A 24377-nucleotide genomic window follows, 5' to 3' on the forward strand; every position below is an offset into this window, starting at 1 on the left:
CTATGGCCCCGCCTTCAATCCACGCTGGCGCGCTGGGGAACCTGGTTCGCGAAACACACGCGCGTCTTGCCGCGCCGCTTGCCTTCGTAGAGCGCATCGTCAGCGCGGCGCAGCAGCGTATCAGGCGTCAATCCGTCCTGTGGAGCCACGGTCACGCCGATCGTGGTGCCGACCTGAACCTCCACGCCGCTTTCTAGACGGATCGGCCGGCAGATCGCCTCGATCAAGGCTTCGGCCCGCGAGCGCGCGACGTCGGGAAACGGCACCGGGAGAAGCAGAACGGCGAACTCGTCGCCGCCGAGCCGGGCGGCGAGGTCGCACGGCGCCAATTGCGTTCGGATGCGATCGGCCACCGCGCGCAGAACCTGATCTCCCGCATCGTGGCCTTGGCTGTCGTTGACGGCCTTGAAGCCGTCGAGGTCGAGATACAGAAGCGCAAAGCCATGCTGCGACTCGATGAGGTTGCCGCAGGTTTCCTCCAGGCGCTCCGACAGCCGGATGCGGTTCGGCAGGCCGGTCAGCGGATCGTGCCGCACCTGCCATTCGCCGACGCTGAGAAGGCGGGCGGCCGCGTTGATCCGTCGATGGAGGAAATAGCCGCTGGCCGCACAGGCGAGCACCAGCGCCGCCCAGATCGGCAGGGCCACCCACAGAAGCTCGGCTCCCGCATGGGCGCTGCCCCATACGAAATAGGCGGTCGGCCGTCCGTCGATCGTGTCGATCGGCACGCTGGTCATATCGGAGGGCGGCTGGCGCTGCAATTGCAGGTTCTGAAGCGCCGAAGCCTGCTCCAGTTCCGTGATGATCTCCGCGTCGAGCCGTTTCACGAGGATCAGGACAGGCAGGTGCTGCTTGGCGGGAAAATCGCGCAGCGCCAAGGGCGTCACCGCCGCCATCGCCGGAATTCCGTCCGCCAGGAGATTGCCCACGGTGGCGTTGCCGGGCATCCAGCGGAGCACATCCGCCAGAAGCGGCTGGAGCCCCTGCGTCAGAACATCCTCGACCTTGGCTTCGATGCGCGCGCCGTCCCTGAAGGCGAAGAGGGTCTTGCCATCCGGTTGGACCACGAAAACGTCATCGACGCCGAAGGTGCGGAACACCGACAGGCCGACATTGGTCTCCATCCAGTCCAGATCCCTGGCGTCGATCACATGCGCGCCGACATCTTCCCAGGTGCCGTAATCGATGGTGGTGCGCTTGAGGTCGGTTTGGTTCATGCGCAGGGCCGCCGTCACCAGCCGTCGCTGCGCCTCGTCCATGGAGCGGGTCTGCTGGTTCGCCACCACCAGGATACCCGCCAGCAGGGCCGACAGGAGAACGCAGATCAGGAGGCCCAGCGGGACGATGAAGCGCCGGAGGGAGCGGCGGTAATGGCTGTCGAGACTGTTCATCGGGATGGCCGTTTTTTCACTCATCCTGCCCGAGCGAGATGAAGGAACAGCTGTCACGGAAGGCCGCGATTTAACGAAGGCACGAAAAAGGGACGGGTGTCGCCACCCGCCCCTTTCGATCGTCAGGTCCGTTTCAGACGGCGGACTTACTCCGCAGCGTCTTCCTTGGGGGCCTTCTTGACCTCTTCGCCGGTGGCCTGATCCACGACCTTCATCGAAAGGCGAACCTTGCCACGCTCGTCGAAGCCCATGAGCTTGACCCAGACCTTCTGGCCTTCCTTGACCACGTCCTGCGTCTTCTGAACGCGGTCTTCGGCGAGCTGCGAGATGTGGACGAGACCGTCGCGCGAACCGAAGAAGTTCACGAAGGCGCCGAACTCGACGCACTTGACGACCGTGCCCTCGTAGATCTCGCCGACTTCCGGCTCGGCCACGATGGAGTGGATCCACTTGCGGGCCGCTTCGATCTCCTTGCCCGAGGAGGAGGCGATCTTCACCGTGCCGTCGTCCTCGATATTGATCTTGGCGCCGGTCTTCTCGACGATCTCGCGGATGACCTTGCCGCCCGAGCCGATCACGTCGCGGATCTTGTCGGTCGGAATGTTCATCACTTCGATGCGCGGGGCGAACTCGCCCAGCTCGGCGCGTGCCGTGCCGAGGGACTTGTTCATCTCGCCCAGGATGTGGACGCGGCCGCCCTTGGCCTGATCGAGCGCGATGCGCATGATCTCCTCGGTGATGCCCTGGATCTTGATGTCCATCTGCAGCGAGGTGATGCCGTTCTCGGTGCCGGCGACCTTGAAGTCCATGTCGCCCAGGTGATCTTCGTCACCCAGAATGTCCGACAGAACCGCGAAGCGCTCGCCTTCGAGGATGAGGCCCATGGCGATGCCCGCGACCGGGCGCGCCAGCGGAACGCCGGCGTCCATCAGAGCCAGCGAGGTGCCGCAGACGGTGGCCATGGAGGACGAGCCGTTCGACTCGGTCACTTCCGAGACGGCGCGGATCGTGTAGGGGAAGGCTTCCTTGGCGGGCAGCATCGGGCGGATGGCGCGCCATGCGAGCTTGCCATGGCCGATTTCGCGGCGACCCGGCGAGCCCATGCGGCCCGTCTCACCCACCGAGTACGGAGGGAAGTTGTAGTGAAGGAGGAAGGTTTCCTTGTAGGTGCCCGTCAGGCTGTCGACGAACTGCTCGTCCTCGCCAGTGCCGAGCGTCGCGACCACGAGGGCCTGCGTCTCGCCGCGCGTGAAAAGCGCGGAGCCGTGGGTGCGCGGCAGGATGCCCGCTTCCGCCACGATCGGACGAACGGTGGAAAGATCGCGGCCGTCGATGCGGCTCTTGGTGTCCAGGATGTTCCAGCGGACGATCTTGGCCTGCAGTTCCTTAAAGACGGTGCCGACGTCTTCCTTGGAATAGCGGAGCTCGGTCGCGCCCTCGGGGAAGAAATGCGCCGTGACCTTCGCCTTCACTGCATCCACGGCGGCGTAGCGGGCCTGCTTGTCGGTGTTCTTGTAGGCGTCGCGCAGTTCGCCCTCGGCAAGCCCGAGCATCTCGCTCTCGAGCGCCGAGAAGTCGGGCGCATTGTGCTGGCGCGGCTCCTTGGCGGCGTGCTCGGCCAGCTTGATGATCGCGTCGATCACCGGCTGGAAGCCGCGATGACCGAACATGACGGCGCCGAGCATGGTCTGCTCGTCCAGCTCGCGGGCTTCGGACTCGACCATCAGGACGGCGTCCTGCGTGCCGGCCACGACGAGGTCGAGCTTGGACTCGGCCATCTCGTCCACATGCGGGTTCAGCTTGTACTCGCCGTTGATGTAGCCGACGCGCGCGCCGCCGATCGGGCCCATGAAGGGCACGCCCGAAAGCGTCAGCGCGGCAGAGGCGGCGACCATGGAGAGAACGTCGGGATTGTTTTCCAGATCATGCTGGAGAACGGTGACGACGACCTGCGTGTCGTTCTTGTAGCCTTCGGCGAAGAGCGGGCGGATCGGACGGTCGATCAGACGCGAGACCAGCGTCTCGTTTTCGCTCGGGCGTCCTTCGCGCTTGAAATAGCCGCCCGGAATGCGGCCGGCCGCGAAGGCCTTTTCCTGGTAGTTGACGGTCAGCGGGAAGAAGTCCTGGCCGGGCTTGGGGGACTTGGCCGAAACGACGGTGGCGAGAACGGTGGTCTCGCCATAGGTGGCGAGCACGGCGCCGTCAGCCTGACGGGCGATCTTGCCGGTTTCGAGAACCAGCGTGCGGCCGGCCCATTCGATCTCGACCTTATGGGTATTGAACATGAGAATATGCCTCTCGTGCGGGCCGCGATGGGCGGCCGGGGCAGAATTTCAAAACGCGCACGGGCAAGACGGCGGGGTGCTTCGCGGGGGGCTTTGCGAGCCGCCCGGTCACGCTGCGATCCGGGGCGCAAGCCCGCGAACCCACGCCGGGAAGCAACCGGCAATCCTGCCCCATGAGCGTTCCACTCGTCGGGAGGGCCAAGCCCTCCCTGGCAGCCCCCGCGATCGGCGCGGGTTTGCCGGGGCATGGGCCCTGCCCGAAGGGCGGGGCCAAGGGGCGGGCGGGGCAGGATCCGTGATCGGACCAGGCCCCGTCCGAATGGTTTTAGCGGCGCAGGCCGAGGCGCGTGATCAGCGTGGTGTAACGCGCTTCCTCGCGCTCCTTCAGGTAGTCGAGAAGACGACGACGCTGGGAAACGAGCTTCAGAAGGCCACGACGGGAGTGGTTGTCCTTCTTGTGGCCCTTGAAGTGCTCGGTCAGATTGGCGATGCGCTCCGACAGGATCGCGACCTGGACCTCGGGCGAACCCGTGTCGCCGGCCTTGGTGGCGTATTCCTTGAGAAGCTCGGACTTGCGCTCGGGCGTGATCGACATCGTGATGTCCTTCGTGTTGGAGGATGGGGTCGCCCATAGCCGGGATGTCGTCCAGCCAGGGCCATGAAAGCGCAAGGGGCGGCGTACCGCTCACCCTTTCGCGCTCCCGATATAAGCGGCTTTGCGCCAAAACACCAGCCCGGCCCTGAAGGCGGCGTTCCGGCCCCGAAAAACGCAAACGCCCGGCGGGGCCGGGCGGATGCGACGAAGGATCGTTTCGACGGAGCGGGGTGGCAACATTCGCCGCCCCAGGGTGGCGTCAGGCCGCGAGTTGCCGGGACGGGTGAATCGCAGCCTCGGGCTCGGGGCGGTGCTCCGTCCGCGCGGCGGTCGACGTTGCCGCCACCGGCACCCCAGCGCCCTGCGCCAGCTTTTCCAACTGGAAATAACCGATGCGGGACTGAAGCTCGTCCGAGTCGCCATTGAGATGGCCGGCGGCTGCGGACATCTGGACGGCGCCGTCCGAGTTTTCCTGCGTCACCTGATTCAACTGCTGCATGGCCTGGTTCATCTGCTCGATGCCGATGGACTGCTCGCGGCAGGACGCGGAAATTTCGCTGACGAGTTCGGACGTGCGCTGGATGCTAGGCACGAGCACGGTCAGCATCCGGCCCGCTTCTTCGGAAGCGCTCAGCGTTTGCTCCGACAGGGCCGCGATTTCCACCGCCGCGCCTTGGCTGCGCTCGGCGAGCTTGCGCACTTCGGAGGCGACGACCGCGAAACCCTTGCCGTGCTGGCCGGCACGCGCCGCCTCGATGGCGGCGTTCAGTGCCAGAAGGTCCGTCTGACGCGCGATTTCCTGCACCAGCGCGATCTTCTCGGCGATCTCGCGCATGGCCACCACGGAGGACTGCACCACCGTCTCACTCGACCGGGCGCCGGCGAAGGCTTCGCGCGCGACCTTTTCCGTCTGGGAGGCATTGTCGGCGTTCTGACGGATATTGGCCGCGATCTCTTCCATGGCGGAACTGGCCTGCTCGGAGGCCGCAGCCTGCTCGGCCGAGCCGGAGGCCAGCTGCTGCGACAGGCTGGCCGTGGTGCTCGCCGTACCAGACAGCGAATTGGCGGTGTTTCCCACAGCGGCGACGATCTCGTTGAGTTTGAGCCGCATCTGGCAGAGGGTCGTCAGGAGCGAGCCGATCTCGTCCTTTCGGCCATGCACGATGCGATGGGAAATATCACCCGAGCCGACGCGCAGCATGTTCTCGCGCAGAAGGGCAAAGCCAGCCGAGACGGTCATCAGCATCAGAGCCGCGAAACCGCCGCCGAACAATAAGGAGACGCCGACGATCGCGACCGTCTCGGTCCAGACCCTATCATAGCTCTCACCCGCCCGGGCGACGAAAGTCGTCACATTGGTTTTCGCAGCCTTGCTTGCCTGCGCCAGTTCATTGTCGATGCGCTGGGCGGCCGGCCCCTCGTCCTTGGTGATCGCGTTCAGGATCTCGGCCGAAGGGACGCCCGTGTTGATGTCCCGAAGGATCGCGTCCATTTGCGCCCGCAGCGATACGAGGGATGCGGATAGCGTTTGGACAGTCCCGCGCTCGCCGGTGGGCAGCGAAGCCTCGTAGGCTTTCAGCGAGACATCGACTTCACGCCAGATGCCGGCATATTCGGACTCGATGGCTCCACGCGCGTCGGCGGGAATAACCAGCGCCTTGAACATGAGACGGCGCGCTTCGCTGAGTTGAAGCTGCAAATGCCCGGACGCATCCACCTGCTGAAGCGGGCCTTCCGCCAATGTGGTCAAATCCACAAACGTTCGCCTGGACTGCTCCAGCGCCAGATAGCTCCCCGCCGCTCCCAGAACTGTCAGCAACAGAAACGATACAGCCAAACGAACCTTGAACGAATACCACATACCCATCGCCATGACCCCACGATCGATACCGACCTCATCAATTGCAAGCGATGACATACACAGCTTAACCCTCTGCCAACGCAGCGAGCTGAATTTTTACTTCCGAATCTTACAACTTAGAGGGGATTTAGCGACGTTCCGCAATCTTTTGATTTTAATAACCAAATATCTCGGTGCAAGGATAGCAGAAGTATCCGCATCATAGGTGCTTAATACAGATTACGGAAAATTAAATACTGCCGCAAACTTGAAGTCGACCAGAATGGCTTCCACATCCCGAATTGTAATAATATAACATTACAGATCAGCTGGGGGTTATACTCTGGCTCGTCACGAGAGTGTTACGCAGAGGTCCTATTGCGCATCCGATCCCACCTCACAGGAGGCCTTCGATGCGTCGTCTTCTTGCCCTGCTCGCCTTGTCCAGCGCGCTTCCCCTCGCGGCCCAGGCTGCCACCGTGATGCCGCTCGACCGCGCGACCATCCTCGCCGGCTCCCCTTTCGATATGAAGGTCGAGTTCAAGGGTGTCGTGAAGCCCGGTGACGTCACCGTCACGATCAACGGCAAGCCCGCCGCCGAGGTTCTGGGCCAGCCGGTCGAGTTCATCGAAAAGGAAGACGGCGTCGAGGCTTCCGCCGTGCGCATCCAGGGCGGCCACATCCTGGCGCCCGGCAGCTACAAGGTCGAAGCCAAGGCCGGCGACGAAACCCAGAGCGTGACCTGGGACGTGTTCGGCACGCCCGCCATCGCCAAGGCCAAGAACATCATCTTCCTGCTGGGCGACGGCATGACGGTCGCCAACCGCACCGGCGCGCGCATCATGTCCAAGGGCATGACCGAGGGCAAGGCGAACGGTCGCCTCGCCATGGACGATCTGGACCACATGGCCTTCGTCGGCACCTCGTCCACCAACTCGGTCGCCACCGACAGCGCCAACACGATGTCGGCCTACATGACCGGCCACAAGACGGCGATCAACGCGCTCGGCGTCTATGCCGACCGCACCAAGAATTCCTTCGACGATCCGAAGGTCGAGACCATCGCCGAGGCGCTGCGCCGCACCACCAAGAAATCGGTCGGCATCGTCGTCACCTCCGAGCTGGAGGACGCCACGCCCGCCGCCGTGGTGGCCCACACGCGCAAGCGCGCCGACAAGCCCGAGATCGTGGACATGATCTTCAAGGTGAAGCCGGACGTGCTGCTCGGCGGCGGCTCGGCCTATTTCCTGCCGCAGTCCACCCCGGGCTCCAAGCGCAAGGACGACAAGAACTACATCCAGATGTTCCAGGACGCCGGCTACGCGCTGGCGACCGACAAGGGTGAGCTGGAAGCGGCCAAGACCTCGAACCAGGACAAGCTTCTCGGCCTGTTCCACACCGGCAACATGGACTTCATGCTCGATCGCGGCTTCCTGAAGAAGGGCACCGTGTCGAAATTCCCGAACCAGCCGGGCCTCGTGGAGATGACGGAAGTCGCGCTCGACAAGCTGTCGAAGAATCCCGAGGGCTTCTTCCTGATGGTCGAAGGCTCCTGCATCGACAAGGCCTCGCATCCGATGGATTTCGAGCGCTCGATGATCGACACGATCGAGTTCGACAAGGCCGTCGGCGTCGCGCGTGAGTTCCAGAAGACCCATCCCGACACGCTGATCGTCACCACCGCCGACCATACGCACGGCATCTCGATCATCGGCACGATCGACGACGACAAGCCGGGCACCGACATGCGCGAGAAGGTCGGCGTCTATGCCGAGGCCGGCTTCCCGAACTACGAGGACAAGGACGGCGACGGCTACCCGGACAAGGTGGACGTGTCGCGCCGCCTCGCGATCTTCGCCGCCGACTTCCCCGACTATTACGAAACCTTCCGCCCGAAGATGGATGGCCCGTTCGAGCCCGCCGTCCAGAACGAAAAGAAGGAATATGTGGCGAACGAGGCCTATAAGGCCGTGCCGGGCGCGGTCTTCCGCGAAGGCAACCTGCCGCGTTCGGCCGACACGGCCGTCCATGCCGTGGACGACGTCGTGCTCCAGGCCGCCGGCCCCGGCGCCGACGAGTTCAAGGGCTACATGGAAGAAAGCGACATCTACCGCGTTCTGGCCGACGCTTTCGCGCTCGCCCCGCAGAAGAACTGACCGCTCGTTCTGAACCGCCATCTCGGGTCCCGGCGCTGACCGCGCCGGGACTTGTCGCCATTTGGAGGAGGCTTGCCCATGGCCAGTTTCGCCCCGACCCGCCGGCGCCTGATCGGCTCGGGTCTCGCCGCCCTTGCCACGCTCGCGCTCGCGCCGCGCCAAGCCCTGGCCGCGATCGAGCGGATCGGCTTCGACGATCTCTACGGCAAGATCAGCGTGCTCGGCCTGTCCTTTTCCGACAAGGCCAAGGCGCTCACCGGCCAGAGTGTCGAGATGCAGGGCTTCATGGCCCCGCCCCTGAAGGCCGAGGCGAAGTTCTTCGTGCTCACCGAAATTCCGATGTCGCTCTGCCCCTTCTGCTCATCCGACGCGGACTGGCCAGCCAATATCGTCGTGGTCTATCTGAAGGAAGCGCAGACCTTCGAACAGGCCAACAAGGTGATCGAAGTCTCCGGCCGCTTCGAGATCGGCTCCTGGACCGACCCCGAAACCGGCTTCGTCAGCCTCGTGCGCATCGTCGATGCCCGGTTCCGGACGGTGTGACCGACATGCCGGCGCTTTCCATTCGCGATCTCGACATTCGCTTTGCCGGCCTCGACGCGCCGGCGCTCGCCATTCCCGTCCTCGACCTGGCAGCCGGCGCGCGCGTGGCGCTGACAGGCGCGTCGGGTTCGGGCAAGACGACCTTCATCAACGCCGTCAGCGGACTGGAGCGGGTGCGCCAGGGCCTGGTGCGCTGGGGCGAGACGGATCTCGCCACGCTGGGTGAGGCCAAACGCGACCGCTGGCGCGCGGCCTCGATCGGCCTCGTGATGCAGGATTTCCACCTGTTTCCCGGCCTCTCCGTGATGGACAATGTGCTCCTGCCCCATCGCCTGTCCCGCGCCCTGCCGCTGGCCGAGGCGCGCGCCGAGGGCGAGCGACTGCTCGACCGCTTCGGCATCGTCCGACAGGCGCAAAGGGTCGAGACGCTGTCGCGCGGGCAGATGCAGCGCGTCGCCATCGCCCGCGCCTTGGCTGGCCGACCCGGCATCCTGATCGCCGACGAGCCGACCGCCAGCCTCGACGCGGAAGCGGGCGCGGCGGTGGGCGACCTTCTCCTCGAACTCAGCGCCGAGACCGGCTTCACGCTGATCGTCGCCACGCACGATCCGCATCTCGTGGCGCGCATGAGCCGCGTCTTGCGGCTCGCCAATGGCCAACTCGCGCCGGAGCACTGATCCCATGTTCGGTTTCATCTGGGCCGATCTCCGGCGGCACTGGGCGGGCGTCCTCGCCGTCGTTCTTCTGATCGCGCTGGCCAGCGCGCTCGGCACCTGCGTCACGCTCGGCGAGCGCGCCATCCGGCTCGGCAGCGCGCGCGCCGCCTCGGCCTTCGATCTGGTGATCGGTGCGCCGGGCAGCGAAACGCAGCTCGTGCTCTCGTCCGTGTTTCTCCAGCCCGCGCCCCTCCCCCTTCTGCCCGGTCGCACACTGGCAGCCCTGCGGGCCGACCCGCGCGTCGCCTATGCCGCGCCGGTCGGCTTCGGCGATTTCGTCGGCGACGATCCCGTGGTCGGCACCACCGGCGACGTCGTCGGCGGCCTCGGTGGCCTCACGGAAGGACGGACTTTCCAGAAATTGCAGGACGCCGTGGTGGGCTCCGCGGTCGCGCGCCCCATCGGCTCGCGCTTCAAGCCGCTGCATGGCCGCCTATCGGAGGGTGGCCATGTCCATGGTGCGATTTCCTACGAGGTGGTCGGGCGCATGAAGCCGACCGGCACAGCTTGGGACAAGGCCATTCTCGTGCCGATCGAGGCCGTCTGGCTGGCGCATGGCCATGAACCGGGAAGCAAGGACCATGGAGCGGACGAGACCGCCCATGGCGAGGAGGCCGCGCGCGGCGGCGTCGGCATCGCGGTGCTGGCAGCGGACTACGATCAGCAGGCCGAGGAAGCCCGCCGCAGCGTCGATCTGAACCGTCCCATCGATCCGGCCGCGCTGGAGCGGCCAGATGCGCCCGGCGTCCCGGCCATCGTGGTGAAGCCGCGCACCATCGCGGATGCCTACAAGCTGCGCCAGAACTATCGGCACGACGGAACGCTCGCGGTCTTCCCGGCCGAAGTTCTGACGCGCCTTTACGGGACGCTCGGCGACGCGCGCACGGTTCTGGCCGCCATCGCCTATGGCGCGCAGGCGCTGGTCGGCGCGGCGATTCTCTTCGTCGTGATCGTTCATGTTCTGCAACGACGCCGGCAGATCGGCGCGCTCCGCGCCTTCGGGGCACCGCGCCTGTCGATCTTCGCCATCGTCTGGGCCGAGATTTTCGCGATGGTCGGCGCGGGCGTCGTTCTCGGCTTCGGCTTCGGCTTTGCGGCCGCCAGCCTCCTGGCGCAGGTCGCGGGCGGGGCGAGCGGCATCGCGCTTCCCGTGGAGCTGCGCGCCGGCGATCTCACGACGCTTCTCCTGCTTCTCGCCGCCGTCGCGCTCGCGACGCTCGTTCCCGCCAGCCTTGCCTATCGCCAGTCCCCGGCCGAGGCGCTGCGGGGCTAAGAGCCGGTTCGTGGAGATTGGGCCTGTACCTGCGGGCCGGCGACTTGATACGACGGGGCGCCCGCGCCAAGCGGGCATGACGCAACGAGAGGCACCCCCTTGCAGCTCACATCCACGATATCAGCGCTTCGCGAGCGTCTCGACACCGAGCGCGCGGCCGGCCGCTCGGTCGGTCTCGTTCCGACCATGGGCTATCTGCATCAGGGCCATATGGCGCTGGCCGCGCGAGCCAGACGCGAAAACGATATCGTGGTGCTGACGATCTTCGTGAACCCGACGCAGTTCGGCCCGAACGAGGACTTGGCCACCTATCCCCGCGACCTGCCGCGCGATCTCGACCTCTGCCGGGCGCATGGGGTGGACGTCGTTTTCGCCCCCGATGTCGCGGAAATCTATCCCGAGCCGATCCGGACCCATGTCGATGTCGAGGGCCTGTCGGACGTCTTGATCGGCCGGCACCGGCCCGGCCATTTCCGGGGCGTCGCGACCGTGGTCACCAAGCTCTTCAACATCGCCCAGCCGCACCGCGCCTATTTCGGCGAAAAGGACTTCCAGCAGCTCGCCGTGATCCGCCGCATGGCGCACGATCTATCCTTCCGCACGGACATCGTCGGCGTTGCGACCGTGCGCGAGGCCGACGGGCTCGCGGCCTCCTCGCGCAATGCCCGGCTGACGCCCGAGGACCGCGCGGCGGCCGTAGTGATCTCCCGCGCTCTCGACGCAGCCGAACGCGCGGCCCGCTCGGGCGAGCACGACGGCGCACAGCTTCTGGCCGGAGCGCGCGCCATGATCGAGGCCGAGCCCCGCGCCCGGCTTCAGTCGCTCGACCTGTGCGACGCTCAATCCCTGGAGCCGCTGGAGCGCCTGTCCGACCGGCCCGCCGTGCTTCTCGTCACCGCCCATTTCGGGCAGGTCCTGCTGATCGACCAGCGCGTCCTGCCCCTTCCCGTCGAGGGAGGAGAGGCATGAGCGCGCGCAGCGAGACCAAGCGCCTCAGCGTGCCCGATATCCGCGCGCGCAAGGGCGGCACGCCGCTGGTCGCGCTGACCGCCTATAGCGCGCTGACGGCGCGGCTGGTGGATGCGCATGCCGACATTCTTCTCGTCGGCGACAGTCTCGCCATGGTCGAGCACGGCATGGACACGACGCTGGGCGCGACGCTCGACATGATGATCCTGCACGGGCAAAGCGTCATGCGAGGCTCGGCCCGGGCCTTGGTCGTGGTGGACCTGCCCTTCGGCACCTACGAGGAAAGCCCGCAGGCGGCCTTTCGCAGCGCCGCGCGCGTTCTGTCGCAAACCGGCTGCTCAGCAGTGAAGCTCGAAGGCGGCGCGGGCATGGCCGAGACGATCGGCTTTCTCGCCGCGCGCGGCATTCCCGTGATGGCTCATATCGGGCTGACGCCGCAATCGGTCATGACGCTCGGCGGTTTCCGCACGCAAGGGCGCGAGCGCGCCGAATGGGAGCGGATCGAGGCGGACGGGCGCGCGGTGGCGGAGGCCGGCGCCTTCGCGGTGGTGGTGGAAGGCGTGGTCGAGCCGCTGGCCGAGCGCATTACGGCCGCTCTGTCGGTGCCGACCATCGGTATCGGCGCTTCGGCGCGCTGCGACGGGCAGATCCTCGTTCTGGAAGACATGCTGGGCTTCAACGCGCGCGTGCCCCGCTTCGTGCGCCGCTTCGGCGACGTCGGCGCGGCGATCGACAAGGCGGTCGGCGACTATGCCGAGGCCGTGCGCGAGCGCAGTTTCCCCGGCCCGGACCATGTCTATCAGCCGAAGGACTGACCATCCTTGCGCCAGTCCCTCGCCCTGACGGCGCTTCTGGTGCCCGATTACGACGTGGGTCTCGGCTTCTATGTCGGCGTGCTCGGCTTCGACCTCGTGGAAGACCGAGCCCTTTCGCCTGACAAGCGCTGGGTCGTGGTACGTCCCAAGGGCTCGGCGGGCGGCCTGCTGCTGGCGAAAGCCGCCGACGCGCGCCAAGCCGCCCGGATCGGCGATCAGACGGGCGGGCGCGTCTTCCTGTTTCTGGAAACGGACGATTTCGCGCGGGAGCACGCCGCGATGCTGTCGCGCGGCGTCCCCTTCGAGGAAGCGCCGCGCCGCGAACCCTATGGCACGGTCGCGGTGTTTCGCGACCCGTTCGGCAATCGCTGGGATTTGATCCAGCCGAACGCAGACTGACGGGAGCGGCCGGGGCAGGACCAACCAACCCTTAACTAACTTTCCGACCGGACCCATCAGTGGGACCGATTAAGCCGCTCCATCCAAGCTCTTCGTATTCCTGAACTTCGCGATGACAGCGGTCTTCTGTCTAGCTCTATCGCGCAAGGGCGCTGGAGAGCCAGCTTGGGGTCCGATTCTTCTCCTGAACGCTGCGACGGCGCTGTTTCCATCACTCCGGCATCACGAGCGCTCCTCAATCGAGGCTGGCGGTTCGGAAGGGTGATGGCGCACCGCTTCTCCCTGATCCTGCCGGTCTCTCCGGTCCTCGCGATCAGGGTGGTAATGTGTCGCTCGCGTGGACGAGCGGGCTTGCCGCGACACGGCTGGCCGTGTCCGTTATTGGCGTCCTGGCACCGCTCCGCCTGCTGCTGCAGATCGGGATCGGACGCTGCGATCCCTACACCGTCATGGTGACCACGGCAGCGTTGCCGGCCCTGACTTTCGCGATCGAAGCCATCTCACCGGCTTATGCCGGGTCGTGGCTGACAGCGGTTGGCGCCGCGATCGTTTGGGTTTCTCGTATCGGATGTCGCCGCGAAAAGGCGCTGACGGGCGTCCGCCATCGCATGTCGTCAGCGCCCGAACGGTCGGGCAATCAGTCCGACCGCCCATCGACACGGGCGAAGCGGTCGCCTAGACGCGATCCAACCGCTATCGACACGTCCTTGCGGTTCCTGGCTCACCTACGTCTCCGCCGAAAGCTGCCGTTCACCAGAACCACTGGCCTCGGACCGCCATGCTAGACTGGATTGCGTTCGTACCGCAGAACCCCGTCGATGCGTGGTCCCGCCGACGATGCATCGGTTGGATGCCGTATGCCGTCGTTGACGGGCACCTCATCGAAGTCGAACGGGCTCACGCCGTCCAGACAGGCGACATTGATTCCGTATTGGTTCGGATTCGAGCGACGCTGATGGTGGGTATAAATCCCACAAACGGAGCAGAAGTAGTGCTTCGCGGTCTTGGTCCCGAACTGGTAGAGAGTCAGGGCGTCCATGCCTCGCGTGATCTCGATATCGTGCAGGTTCGCGGAAACCGCGATCGCCCCACGCATCCTGCAATAAGAACAAGTGCATCGCCGTGCAGTTCGCAGACCGTCTGTCAGTTTGACGCGGAAGCGGACCGCGCCACAGTGACAGCCGCCTTGTCGATCTCCCACTTCGGGTTCCATCACTCCAACCTTCTCGTATCATGACGCGGAGCGTCAATCCGAACTGGCGCCTCGAACGCACCGAAAGCGATTACATCACCGGATGCCAAATGGGTCGATGCCTGCTTCTGAACTCCAAAGCCGACAGTCCGGACGCCACCCAGCCTTCCCTTAGGAATAGGGCCGGGTCATTGATACCCATAGGAGCGCAGTAGATAGCTCGTTCCGAGCATTCCCCCAAATCCCGCGACAACACAGGCGAGCGCCACGATGTTTCCGAACGGCCTCATACGCTTCCGCTCGGCGTCACGCATGAGCGGTTCCGTTCTGGCTCCCAGCAGCATCATTACGAGACCCATAACGATCAGGGGCCCGACCAAGAAGGAAGCCATCGACCAGACGCTGACCTCGGGCGCGCCTTGTCGAGCGAGCCTCAAACGGTCGAAGATGGTAGGCCATGACATAGCAATCCCGGCCACCACGCTGCCAAGTCCGTAAAGGCGAGCTTTCACATCGTCATTCATGGGTATCTCCCGTGATGGATCGAGCGGAGTTGGCATGCTTCCATTCGCTCACGCAACCGCAGCAATCGATCCCTTCACGCATTCATAAGGACCACACCATCAGGCCTGGGATCGAACACATAGCAATGTGTCGAGGACCCGGCCTAGGCATCGGGAGGCGATGCCTGCGGTTTACGATCCGGCGCTCGGATCGACATATTGCTTCAACACGGCGATGTCTGCGAAAGGCGCAGGCCACAGCACGATTCGGTAGTGATCGTTCCCATCGAGCCCGTCGTCGCTCAATGTTCTCAACCCACCGTGATGGGCTCTGACACGGTAGGTGCCTGCCGGAACCGTTAGGATGTCGATCGATCCCCCGGTGCATTCGTGGATCTCGAGCTTGCCGGACGGCACGGCGAGACTGGCTTCGGCGACATGATCCCATGCATCGAGAGCGACCTCGGGCGCTTCGTCCCTGATCTCGACCGTGACCGGCACCTCCATGTTGCGTTCGGGCTGAACGACGATCACGAATGGGGCGGTTTTGATGCGCAGAACCGTATCGGCCTCCGTATAGTCCGTAGGCGCATCCGGGCTCTCCCCATGATCCCACAGGTAAAACTGGTGGTAGTCGGCCAGGATTCTGTAGCGCTTGATCATGCCGGGCTCTGCCGTTTTTCACGGGCTGGGAACGCGACCGTACCAGATTGCAAACGTTTGCTATACGGAGATAGACTGGCCCCGTGCGGCCGTAGAGGCGGCCACCTGCGCCGCGTGGAAGCGGCCGTTCGTTGGAAGTCCGCCGGCATCGGGATGGAAGACTACGTTTCGTTAGGTAGATTTCGTCAGGGATCGAGGGTCGTTGATGCCTGTCTATCCGATCCCCAACGTCACCGTGCGTGATGCTGCGGCCTTCGAGACTTATCGCTCCCGCGCGGCCGCATCGATCGAAGCTTTCGGCGGCCGCCATCTTGTCCGTGGCGGAGCGATCAGCGTCCTCGAAGGAGAACCGCACCACCCCGCCATCGTCGTCGTTGAGTTCCCCGACGCAGCAACGGCGCGGAGGTGGTATGCCTCGCCAGAATAGGCCGCTGCCCTGGAAGTGCGGGATCAAACCCTCGTTCGCAGCCTCATCCTTGTGGATGGAGTGAACCTCGGTCGAGGATCGGGAACCATCCGGCAGGCTGCGTTGGCTCTACTGGCTCATCGCCTTGGAGCAGATCAGCCGGAAACCACCCCGCCGAACTCATCGCAGCAACGCCCCGTCCGTGACGTTCAAGTACTATCCCGGTTTTCTTGACAGCGGACGTTCCTGATGTGTCGCGGGACGCCAGGATGCGTTCACGGGCGTTCGGGTGTTGCGGACCAGTTCCCCGGATGGCTTCGATACGAGCGGCAGACTCGTCGGGTGATCGGGTCGAGGTGTCCAGTTCCAGATCGTGGATGCCAGGAACGTGGACCGCTGTCTGCCAAGCCACGATCGGTTGGGGAACCATCCCAATGACGGTTTCCCTGGCATAGACGCCTTCCTTCTTCCACCGGGCTCGGCTGCACACGACGATTCTGAAAGGACCGAAAGCTGCCGGTCCGCTTTTCGGCCGCAAGGCAGAAAAGCGGAGGTTCAGAGATTTGGGTTGTGCGGACCTGCCACCAGAGGACCACCCCGCCATGCCGAAGTGAATCTCTTCGTGCTTCCAGGGGGGTGTTCCCGAAACTCTCTCGCCACAGGGCGTGACGTCAGCGGTCGATCCGAGGCTGCCTAGCGCCTCGGATCGGATCAACCCAGCATGGCCAGGCGGTCACATGGGGGGAACGACGCCCTGGTTTCCCACCACCACGAAGGCGGTGGACAGCGTACCGTCGGGGGCCTTCGTGGCGGGCACGAAGACCGGCGCGCCAGGCTTCAGATCGGCTGCGCTCGCATCGGCGAAGGTTACGACGGGTATGTTGGCCGGGAGCGAAACCGTCTTGGAGCCGGTGGGATAGGTCAGGGTCAACTGGCGGCCCGATACGTTCTCCACCGCGTTGGAAACCGTGGCATTGGTCATCGTGGAATTGGGTTGCAGATCCCACGGGAAGCTGCCCTCGTTGGCGCCCTTCATTGCTGCAGGAAAGATCAGGACTTCCAACGCCCCTGCAGGCTGGCTGCCGGATGCGGGAGTGGAGGCGACCCCGACATAATCTCCCGGCTTGATGTCACTCGCTGCGGCCGTCTTGATACCGCGCAGGCCGACATTCGGTGCCATCTGGATCTTCACCACAGGCCCCTCACGCGAGTTCACGGACAGGGTCTGGCCCTCGACGGCCGCGATCGTTCCGCGCACGCGTGCCGGCTGTCCGTCCTGGGCTTGTGCCCATGAGGTTGCGAGAAGCAGCGAACCGACGACAAGACTCATGGAACGGGACAGGCGCATGGGGCACTCCGTTGGTTGAGGCGCGATCAAATCGCGACCAGGTTTTCATCCATAAGCTTCTGCCTTCGCGTTGGTTTCGTGGCGAAGCGTTGCGAAATCCCGCAAGCGTCCTCGTCGGCGGCACATCGGGCGGCTGCGATCGCGGCCCGACGATCGGACGCCGGCTCGATGATGCCGCCACGGATCGAAACGCACCTGTTTGTCCCAACGTCCACGACGCTGACCGACCGCCATCTGCGTCATGGGAGGCGGGGAGCCCGGGGGCGATAGCCGTTCCGATGTTGGGCGAGAGGGAGGGCAGGCTTCGCGCCGTCACGCACGGGACGGCTGTTCGGCGCGAAGCCAGATCGTCCGGGCATGCCTATGTCTCAATCAAGCCCGGGCGATAAAGACCCGGTGGCGGTGACCCGCCGCCGGGCCATTGGGCGCTCAGTTCGCCGGAGGTATCGGCGCGCCGAGAGGCGCGGGCGGCGCCGGCGGCACGCTCATGTCGGGGATGCGGTCGGTGAGCGGCTTGGCGGCCGCCAAGCAGGCCGCCATCGGCTCGTCGCCGCAGGTGACGCGGATGCCGGCGTCACGGCCGAGCCGGATCTCGACGCCCTTGCCCATCGGCGGGGGTGGCGGCGGCCCGCGATGGTCGCCCGGTCGCGGCGCTTCGCCCGGCGGGGGCGGTGGCGGCATGTCGCCGGGCGCGGGACGGGCGTCCCCTCCCGGTCCCGGCATCGCCGCTGTGGCCGGTGGCGGGGGCGGAGGAGCGTTCGGCTTGGGAGCCGTCTGCGCCGACGCGAATGAGGTAAGCCCGACGGCGAGCGCCGTTGCGAGCAGAGCTGACTTGATCATGGGGTTCTGTCCTTGAACGAAATGCCCGATCCGGCGCCTTGCGGATGGAGCTCGAGCCGCGGTGCCCGAAGAGATGGACATCGAAGGGGCCTGCGATCGATCCGGCGGTCTCGCCGGACATTTGGATGAGAAGGGGCGGCCTGGCTGCGCGACGCTCAGTTCGCGTCGGGGGCAGCGTCCGGGCCGGCTGGCCCGGCATCGCGGAGGCCATGGCCGGGCGCGCGATGAGGCGGCGGGGGCGGATCGAGCTCGTCGATCCGCTGATCGGCATGCTGGATGGCGCTCGCATGGAGGAACCCATCGCGGAAACGGCCTTGAACCGTCACCGTCTCGCCAGCGGCAACGAGCTTTCCTCCTTCCCCCGCACGCCCGGTTTCCACCAGAGCTTTCGCGGTGCCCTCGCTCAGGACGAACTTGTTGCCGTAGACCTCGGCGACCTGTCCGGCGATGCCGACCGAGGACGCGTTCGAGAGTTGGCTGATCGGCGTGGTCGCAAGGCTGGTGTCGAATGTGACCTCGGGGTGCTGGCTCGCGCTCCAGGCCGCCGCGCCGCCGGCAAAGCCGAGCGCCAGGATGCCGAGGGCACCCGCGCCCAGAAGAGCGTTCCGCCGGGATGGCCGCGCTCGGCGCGCCGCCGGCGAGGATAGGTGCGACGCTTCGGCGCGAGCCTGATCGGGTGTGTCGTGGAGATCGTCGGTCATCGTCATCATCCTTTGGGTTTCGGTGATGACGGTCTTAGGCCCGGTCGGCACACAGCACGCTGAACCGGTCAGTTCAGCTTCGGTTCATGTGGTTGTCCTGGTCACGCAGCAGGTTCGCCACGTCGGAAATGATGCCCACCTCCTCACGCGGTGACCGAGTTCGGGCGCGCCTCTCCGATGGATCGCCTCCACAGATCTGGAGCCGGTCAAGAAAACAACGTCGAAGGCCAGGGTGCTCCGGTGAGGTTCCGGTATCATCGGCCTGCGGCGGGCTCGAGCGAAGCCATGACGTATCCCTGTGAAGGAGGACCTTCGGTCCGAGGCCGTTATCGATGTGAGCCAGCGATGCAAACGGTCAGGGCGGTTGGAGCCGAAAGCGGCCCGTCAGTTTTTTGGGCGAGATCGCGCAGGAATGGCTCTTGTGCTGTCGACCCGTTCGGAACGCTCTGCTTCCCGCCAAACGAACCGATCGCTCTGCTTCGCGTGCCGTGACTTGAAAACCGCACGCCCTGACCTCTGTCCCATCACGGATCAGTGATGGGTTGCGAGGCGCATGACTATGGAAAGCTCGATGGCACAACGGAGCGCCATCGGCACTCAAACGCCAGAATCTGGAAGTTCGCCGGACGATCGCTCTGATGCTCAGCAGCGTTTGGACGCCTTCTTGGCTTGGCTGGCTGCGGATCGAGGTCTGGATCGGTATCCGATGCCTGCGACGGTCGCTCTGCGCAGCACGCGGGCCGATGGCCCTTCGCTCGCTCGCGCACTTGCAAGCATGGACGCCCCCGCTGTCTGGTGGGACGCCCAAGGGCGAAGGCTGAATCTCAGCGATGCCGTGCTGTCGGGCTTTTCCCTCACGGATGCGGATTTTTCCAGCGCCAATCTGAAACGCGCCGATCTGACGAAGGGCGTCGGACGCGGGATGCGGCTGGACGGTGCGCTGATCGAAGAAGCCAGCTTCAAGAACGGGGACTTCAGTGGAGCTTCGTTCAACGCTGCGGTTGCAGGCCAGGCCTCGTTCCAGGGGGCGATGCTCGAGGATGCACGGTTCACATCCGCCCATTTGCGCTTTGCACGGTTTCAGGCAGCGCTTCTGGACGGGACCGATTTCGAAGCGGCCGACGCGTGGGGGGCAGACTTCACGGGAGCCGATGCCGACCGCACCGTATTTCGCAAGGCCCGCCTCGACGAGGCGAACCTGTCGGACGTCAATCTGACCTTTTCGGACTTCGAAGGAGCCAGCCTCAAAGGAACGAAGCTGCGCGGATCGAGATTGCGCGGATCGAACTTCGCAGGCGCCACGCTCAGCGGCACGGATTTCGAAGGGGCCGACCTTTCCGAAACGCGGCTCATTCGTCTCGACCTGTCGAATTCCAACCTCAGGCACGCCCGCTTCAACGGTGCCTGGATCGAGGGATGCCGGCTCCGGGTCGAGCAGCTCGATGGTGCCGTAGGCGAGGAAATCGACCGAAACTATGACGGCGCGCGCGGGAGCTACAGCGTGCTGGAGGCCAATTTCACCAGCATCGGAGCCAAGGCGGAGGCCGGTTGGGCTTACAAGAAGGGCCGCAAGATGGGCTGCCTGAGTTCCTGGACCAAGGCGCGCGAAGCCACGCACCGGAAAGACTGGGGCCCAGCCCTGCTTCATACCTATGCCTGGGCCTCGGATCGGTTCGTGGAATGGCTCTGCGACTACGGAGAGAGCATGTCGCGGGTCTTGCGGGCTTTCCTGATCCTGATCGCGCTTTTCGCCGCCCTGTACGGTCTCTTGGGTGGGCTCGTTCCGCATGGAGAAGAGACCGCGACGCACAGTTTGATCGACATCGTCAGCTACAGCGCGCTCAACATGATGACCTCCAACCCGCCGGAAATCGGAATGTCCGTGGTCGGACGCACCGCCAATATCCTGGTCGGACTGCAGGGCGCTCTCGGTATCATCCTGATGGGACTGTTCGGCTACATTCTGGGAAATCGCATTCGGCGTTGACCGGTGGCACAGAGCACGAAAGGGGATCGCAAACCCGACCGAATGCGAGGGCCTTGGTCCATCGTGGTTGAAGAAGCAAGCATAGGCTGCCCCCCCTTGAGACGCACGCAATGGGCCGAAAGCTGCTGGTCCGCTTTTGGGCGAAAGCTAACTCCTGCCGTCAACGAGATCAGAAAGACCGAAGTTGCGGCCCATCTTCGGGAGGATCAAACTCGCGACGAAAGCTAGTTGGTTAGATCCAGAGGACCGCTTTGGAGGGGAGCCAAGACGCTCGGAACAAATCCGGGATGGATGCAGAAAGCCGCCTGGATCAACTCCGGCGGCTTCCTTTGGTCAGCTTAAGGGCTTGCAGGTTGAGCGCAATCACTTGCGCCAGGGGTGCAATCACTTGCAGGCGCGCGGTGCACGCCGTCAGATGTCGAGATTGGCGACTTGCAGCGCGTTGTCCTGGATGAACTCGCGGCGCGGCTCCACCTCGTCGCCCATCAGGCGGGAGAAGAGCTGGTCGGCATCCGTCGCGTCGTTGATCTTGACCTGAAGCAGCGAGCGCACTTCGGGGTCGAGCGTGGTTTCCCAGAGCTGCTCGGGGTCCATCTCGCCAAGGCCCTTGTAGCGCTGGGTGGACAGGCCCTTGCGGCCGACCTCGAACACGGCGTTCACGAGATCGAGCGGCCCGAGAATGGCGCGCTCGGTTTCCTTGCGCTTCAACATGGGCGACAGCGGATAGACCTCCGCCAAACGCGCCGAGAGGCGATGCAGCGCAATGGCGTCCGCCGAATGGATCAGCGCCGCGTCGAGCGCCTGCACGTCGAGAACGCCGCGCACGGTGCGCTGGAAGCGATAGCCGCCCATGCCGTCGGATTCGCCGATCCAGCCGCGCTCGGTTTCTTCCGACACAGTGTCGAGCGCCTTGGCGATGCGGTCGGCCATGACCTCGGCCTCGCCCTGGTTATCGGCAACCGAGGGCGAGAGCGCGCCGGCGACGGCCGCCTGTTCCACGATCTGACGGCTATAGCGCGAATGGAGACCGGACAGGAGCTGGCGCACGACGAGCGCGTCCTCGACAACGGTGCGCAGGTCCCGGCCCGACCGTGCCTCGCCGCCGTCGAGATGCAGGATCGCATCTTCAAGGCCGGTGTCGATCAGGTAGTTCTCCATCGCCTTTTCGTTCTTGAGATACTGGCTCTGCTTGCCGCGCGTCACCTTATACAGCGGCGGCTGGGCGATATAGACATAGCCGCGCTCGATCAGCTCCGGCATCTGCCGGAAGAAGAAGGTGAGGAGAAGCGTGCGGATATGGGCGCCGTCGACATCGGCGTCCGTCATGATGATGATCTTGTGGTAGCGCAGCTTGTCGGCGTCGAACCCGTAGGTCGAGCCCTCGAACGTGCCGATACCGGTCCCGAGCGCGGTGATCAGCGTGCCGATCTGGTCGGACGAGATCATCCGGTCGAAGCGCACGCGCTCGACGTTCAGGATCTTGCCCCGGAGCGGCAGGATCGCTTGGTTCTGACGCGAGCGGGCGCCCTTGGCCGAGCCGCCTGCGGAATCGCCCTCGACGATGAAAATCTCGGACTTCGCCGGGTCCTTCTCCTGGCAGTCGGCGAGCTTGCCGGGCAGCGTCGAGACGCTCATCACGTCCTTGCGCACGGTCTCACGCGCCTTGCGGGCCGCCTCGCGGGCCGCCGCCGCCTGGACCATCTTGCCGACGACCGTGCGCGCGTCGGACGGGTGCTCCTCGAACCAGGCGTTCAGCGCCTCGTTCATCGCGCCCTCGACGACGGGGCGCACCTCGGAGGAGACGAGCTTGCCCTTGGTCTGCGAGGAGAACTTCGGGTCCGGCACCTTGACCGAGAGAACGCAGGTCAGACCCTCGCGGCAGTCGTCGCCGGTGGGCTGGACCTTCTCCTTCTTGAGCTGGCCGGACGACTCGGCATAGCCGATCACCTGCCGGGTCAAGGCTCCGCGAAAGCCCGCCATATGCGTGCCGCCGTCGCGCTGCGGGATGTTGTTGGTGAAGCACAGGACGTTGTCCTGATAGCTGTCGTTCCACCAGAGCGCGGCCTCGACGGTGATGCCGTCGCGCTCGGCCTTCACCGTGATCGGTTCGGAAAGCAGGGGCTTGCGCGCCCGGTCGAGATAGCGAACGAACGCCTCCAGGCCGCCTTCGTAGAAGAGTTCGCTACGCTTCTCGTCGGCATGGCGCTTGTCGGTCAGGATGATGCGCACGCCCGAATTCAGGAAGGCGAGCTCGCGCAGGCGATGCTCCAGCGTTCCGTAGTCGAATGTGGTCACGCCCCGGAACGTGTCGGTCGAGGGCAGGAAGGTGATGGCGGTGCCCGTTTCGTCGCCCGCCTCGCCCGTCACTTCCAGCGGCGCGTCGGCCACGCCGTGGGTAAAGCTCATCTCGTGGATCTTGCCCTTGCGGCGGATCTTCATCTTGAGCCACACGGACAGGGCGTTGACGACGGACACGCCGACGCCGTGCAGTCCGCCCGAGACCTTGTAGGAATTCTGGTCGAACTTGCCGCCGGCATGGAGCTGGGTCATGATGACCTCGGCCGCCGACACGCCCTCGCCCGTGTGAATGTCGGTCGGGATGCCGCGCCCATTGTCCGTCACGGTGCAGGAGCCGTCCGGGTTCAGCGTCACGGTGACATGCGTGGCATGGCCGGCCAGCGCCTCGTCGATGGCGTTGTCCACCACCTCGTAAACCATGTGGTGCAGGCCCGAGCCGTCGTCCGTGTCGCCGATATACATGCCCGGCCGCTTGCGAACCGCGTCGAGACCCTTCAGCACCTTGATGGAATCGGCGCCGTATTCCGCGCTGGCGGTTTCTGTGGTCTCGGGGGCTTCGGACATGGCATTCCTAACGGGTCATGGCGCGGCGGGCGGGGCCGCGCGGCTCGTCTGTTCGACCGCCTTCATATAGAAGTTTTTGCATCGCAATCCAAGCTTTACGGGCTTTGGACGGCCAAGGGAGAGAAACGCGCCTTGGTTCGGTGGCCCTTTCGTCGCCATGATCGCTTTCCCATATCGACAGGACGCCATCGACGCCGCTTGGCGTCGCCGCGCAGGAGAGACGTTGATGACCGACCTGTCGTCCCCGATGAGCGATCTGGCTCCGTTTTTGGCCCCCGCCCCGCGCCCGCACGACAAGCCGCTCGGCTTCTTCGCCTTCCTTCTGACGGCCTCGCGCAACCCGATCGAGCTCTGGGGAGAGAGCGCCTTTCACGAGCCGGTGCTGCGCAACGACTGGCTGAAGACGCCCACCATCGTCGTCAACGATCCCACGCTCATCCGCCGCACGCTGGTGGAGAATGCCGCCAATTACGTCATGCAGCCACTGCGCCAGCGCGTCCTGAAGCCGCTCCTGCGCGACGGGCTGCTGACGGCCGAGGGCGATCTGTGGAAGCGCACACGCAAGGCCATGGCCCCGGTCTTCGCCCCGCGCAACGTGGTGGGTCTCGCCCGCGTCATGGCCGACCGCTCGCAGAACTTTGCCGATGGGCTGGCGGCGCGCTCGGAGGGCGTTCTCGACATCTCGCACGAGATGACGCTCCTGACCTACGACATCCTCCAGGCAACGCTGTTTTCCGACGATATCACCGGAGAGCCGACCGAATTCGCCCGCGCCATGGACGTCTTCATGGCGCATATGGGCCGGGTCGATCCGCTGGATATTCTGGATGCGCCAAGCTTCCTGCCGCGCATCGGCCATTGGCGGGGGCGCTCGGCAGCACGCTATTTCCGCA

Annotated in this window: 21 protein-coding genes; 10 read left to right on the forward strand and 11 right to left on the reverse strand. The window is 65.1% G+C overall.

Annotated elements, in window-relative coordinates:
- Positions 1 to 14: 14 nt before the first annotated feature.
- From AUL36_RS14020 to AUL36_RS14035, 4 genes are all read right to left on the reverse strand, one after another.
- Positions 15 to 1391 (reverse strand): diguanylate cyclase domain-containing protein, encoded by a 1377-nt coding sequence (locus AUL36_RS14020; RefSeq protein ID WP_062221778.1) that lies wholly within the window; start codon positions 1389 to 1391, stop codon positions 15 to 17.
- A gap of 146 nt (positions 1392 to 1537) precedes the next feature.
- Positions 1538 to 3676, reverse strand: a complete 2139-nt coding sequence (gene pnp, locus AUL36_RS14025; RefSeq protein ID WP_058599176.1) for a polyribonucleotide nucleotidyltransferase — start codon at positions 3674 to 3676, stop codon at positions 1538 to 1540.
- A gap of 325 nt (positions 3677 to 4001) precedes the next feature.
- A complete protein-coding gene (rpsO, locus tag AUL36_RS14030; protein WP_058599175.1) occupies positions 4002 to 4271 on the reverse strand; it encodes a 30S ribosomal protein S15 in 270 nt (89 codons plus the stop codon).
- A gap of 259 nt (positions 4272 to 4530) precedes the next feature.
- On the reverse strand, positions 4531 to 6189 hold the full coding sequence (locus AUL36_RS14035) for a methyl-accepting chemotaxis protein (RefSeq protein ID WP_082655853.1): 1659 nt from the start codon (positions 6187 to 6189) through the stop codon (positions 4531 to 4533).
- Positions 6190 to 6524: 335 nt separating this feature from the next.
- Here AUL36_RS14035 and AUL36_RS14040 point away from each other — a divergent pair, with 335 nt between their 5' ends.
- The 7 genes from AUL36_RS14040 (at position 6525) to AUL36_RS14070 (ending at position 12982) form a co-directional block, all read left to right on the forward strand.
- Entirely contained in the window at positions 6525 to 8267 is a 1743-nt protein-coding gene (locus AUL36_RS14040) for an alkaline phosphatase (protein WP_062221782.1), read from the forward strand.
- A 78-nt stretch (positions 8268 to 8345) separates the two neighbouring features.
- Positions 8346 to 8810, forward strand: coding sequence for a hypothetical protein (locus AUL36_RS14045; RefSeq protein ID WP_062221784.1), 465 nt, complete (start codon positions 8346 to 8348; stop codon positions 8808 to 8810).
- Between the two features lie 5 nt (positions 8811 to 8815).
- Positions 8816 to 9487 carry an ABC transporter ATP-binding protein gene (locus AUL36_RS14050; RefSeq protein WP_062221810.1) on the forward strand — a complete coding sequence of 224 codons (672 nt, stop codon included), beginning with the start codon at positions 8816 to 8818 and terminating at the stop codon, positions 9485 to 9487.
- 4 nt (positions 9488 to 9491) lie between these two features.
- Positions 9492 to 10799, forward strand: coding sequence for an FtsX-like permease family protein (locus tag AUL36_RS14055; RefSeq protein ID WP_062221786.1), 1308 nt, complete (start codon positions 9492 to 9494; stop codon positions 10797 to 10799).
- Positions 10800 to 10898: 99 nt separating this feature from the next.
- The gene (gene panC / locus AUL36_RS14060) at positions 10899 to 11768 is read left to right on the forward strand and encodes a pantoate--beta-alanine ligase (RefSeq protein WP_062221788.1); all 870 of its coding nucleotides are present in this window, start codon (positions 10899 to 10901) and stop codon (positions 11766 to 11768) included.
- Positions 11765 to 12583 carry a 3-methyl-2-oxobutanoate hydroxymethyltransferase gene (gene panB / locus AUL36_RS14065; RefSeq protein ID WP_062221790.1) on the forward strand — a complete coding sequence of 273 codons (819 nt, stop codon included), beginning with the start codon at positions 11765 to 11767 and terminating at the stop codon, positions 12581 to 12583. Before panC ends, panB begins: the two co-directional genes overlap by 4 nt.
- Before the next feature lie 6 nt (positions 12584 to 12589).
- A complete protein-coding gene (locus tag AUL36_RS14070; RefSeq protein WP_062221792.1) occupies positions 12590 to 12982 on the forward strand; it encodes a VOC family protein in 393 nt (130 codons plus the stop codon).
- A 781-nt stretch (positions 12983 to 13763) separates the two neighbouring features.
- Here AUL36_RS14070 and AUL36_RS14075 read toward each other — a convergent pair.
- The 3 genes from AUL36_RS14075 to AUL36_RS14085 all read right to left on the reverse strand — a co-directional run bounded on the left by AUL36_RS14075 (position 13764) and on the right by AUL36_RS14085 (position 15340).
- On the reverse strand, positions 13764 to 14195 hold the full coding sequence (locus tag AUL36_RS14075; RefSeq protein WP_062221794.1) for a GFA family protein: 432 nt from the start codon (positions 14193 to 14195) through the stop codon (positions 13764 to 13766).
- A gap of 167 nt (positions 14196 to 14362) precedes the next feature.
- Positions 14363 to 14698, reverse strand: a complete 336-nt coding sequence (locus AUL36_RS14080; RefSeq protein WP_058599165.1) for a hypothetical protein — start codon at positions 14696 to 14698, stop codon at positions 14363 to 14365.
- A 171-nt stretch (positions 14699 to 14869) separates the two neighbouring features.
- Positions 14870 to 15340: a hypothetical protein gene (locus tag AUL36_RS14085; RefSeq protein WP_062221796.1), complete on the reverse strand. Its 471-nt coding sequence runs from the start codon at positions 15338 to 15340 to the stop codon at positions 14870 to 14872.
- 205 nt (positions 15341 to 15545) lie between these two features.
- On the opposite strand from AUL36_RS14085, the gene AUL36_RS14090 reads away from it, so the two are divergent.
- The gene (locus AUL36_RS14090) at positions 15546 to 15767 is read left to right on the forward strand and encodes a DUF1330 domain-containing protein (RefSeq protein WP_306302834.1); all 222 of its coding nucleotides are present in this window, start codon (positions 15546 to 15548) and stop codon (positions 15765 to 15767) included.
- Positions 15768 to 16479: 712 nt separating this feature from the next.
- Here AUL36_RS14090 and AUL36_RS14095 read toward each other — a convergent pair.
- The 3 genes from AUL36_RS14095 to AUL36_RS14105 form a co-directional block, all read right to left on the reverse strand.
- Entirely contained in the window at positions 16480 to 17094 is a 615-nt protein-coding gene (locus AUL36_RS14095; protein ID WP_062221798.1) for a hypothetical protein, read from the reverse strand.
- A 429-nt stretch (positions 17095 to 17523) separates the two neighbouring features.
- Complete coding sequence (locus AUL36_RS23840) at positions 17524 to 17934, reverse strand: hypothetical protein (RefSeq protein WP_156418393.1); 411 nt, start codon at positions 17932 to 17934, stop codon at positions 17524 to 17526.
- A 155-nt stretch (positions 17935 to 18089) separates the two neighbouring features.
- Positions 18090 to 18635, reverse strand: a complete 546-nt coding sequence (locus AUL36_RS14105) for a hypothetical protein (RefSeq protein ID WP_156418394.1) — start codon at positions 18633 to 18635, stop codon at positions 18090 to 18092.
- Between the two features lie 775 nt (positions 18636 to 19410).
- Between AUL36_RS14105 and AUL36_RS14110 the strand changes: the two genes are divergently transcribed.
- Complete coding sequence (locus tag AUL36_RS14110; protein ID WP_192843840.1) at positions 19411 to 20622, forward strand: pentapeptide repeat-containing protein; 1212 nt, start codon at positions 19411 to 19413, stop codon at positions 20620 to 20622.
- A gap of 411 nt (positions 20623 to 21033) precedes the next feature.
- Here the strand turns inward: AUL36_RS14110 and gyrB are convergent, their stop codons facing one another.
- Positions 21034 to 23484 carry a DNA topoisomerase (ATP-hydrolyzing) subunit B gene (gene gyrB / locus AUL36_RS14115; RefSeq protein ID WP_062221802.1) on the reverse strand — a complete coding sequence of 817 codons (2451 nt, stop codon included), beginning with the start codon at positions 23482 to 23484 and terminating at the stop codon, positions 21034 to 21036.
- Positions 23485 to 23710: 226 nt separating this feature from the next.
- Here gyrB and AUL36_RS14120 point away from each other — a divergent pair.
- On the forward strand, positions 23711 to 24377 hold a 667-nt coding region (locus tag AUL36_RS14120), incomplete at its 3' end, for a cytochrome P450 (RefSeq protein WP_156418396.1).

It is taken from the genome of Aureimonas sp. D3, assembly GCF_001463805.1.
Taxonomy (GTDB): domain Bacteria; phylum Pseudomonadota; class Alphaproteobacteria; order Rhizobiales; family Rhizobiaceae; genus Aureimonas; species Aureimonas ureilytica_A.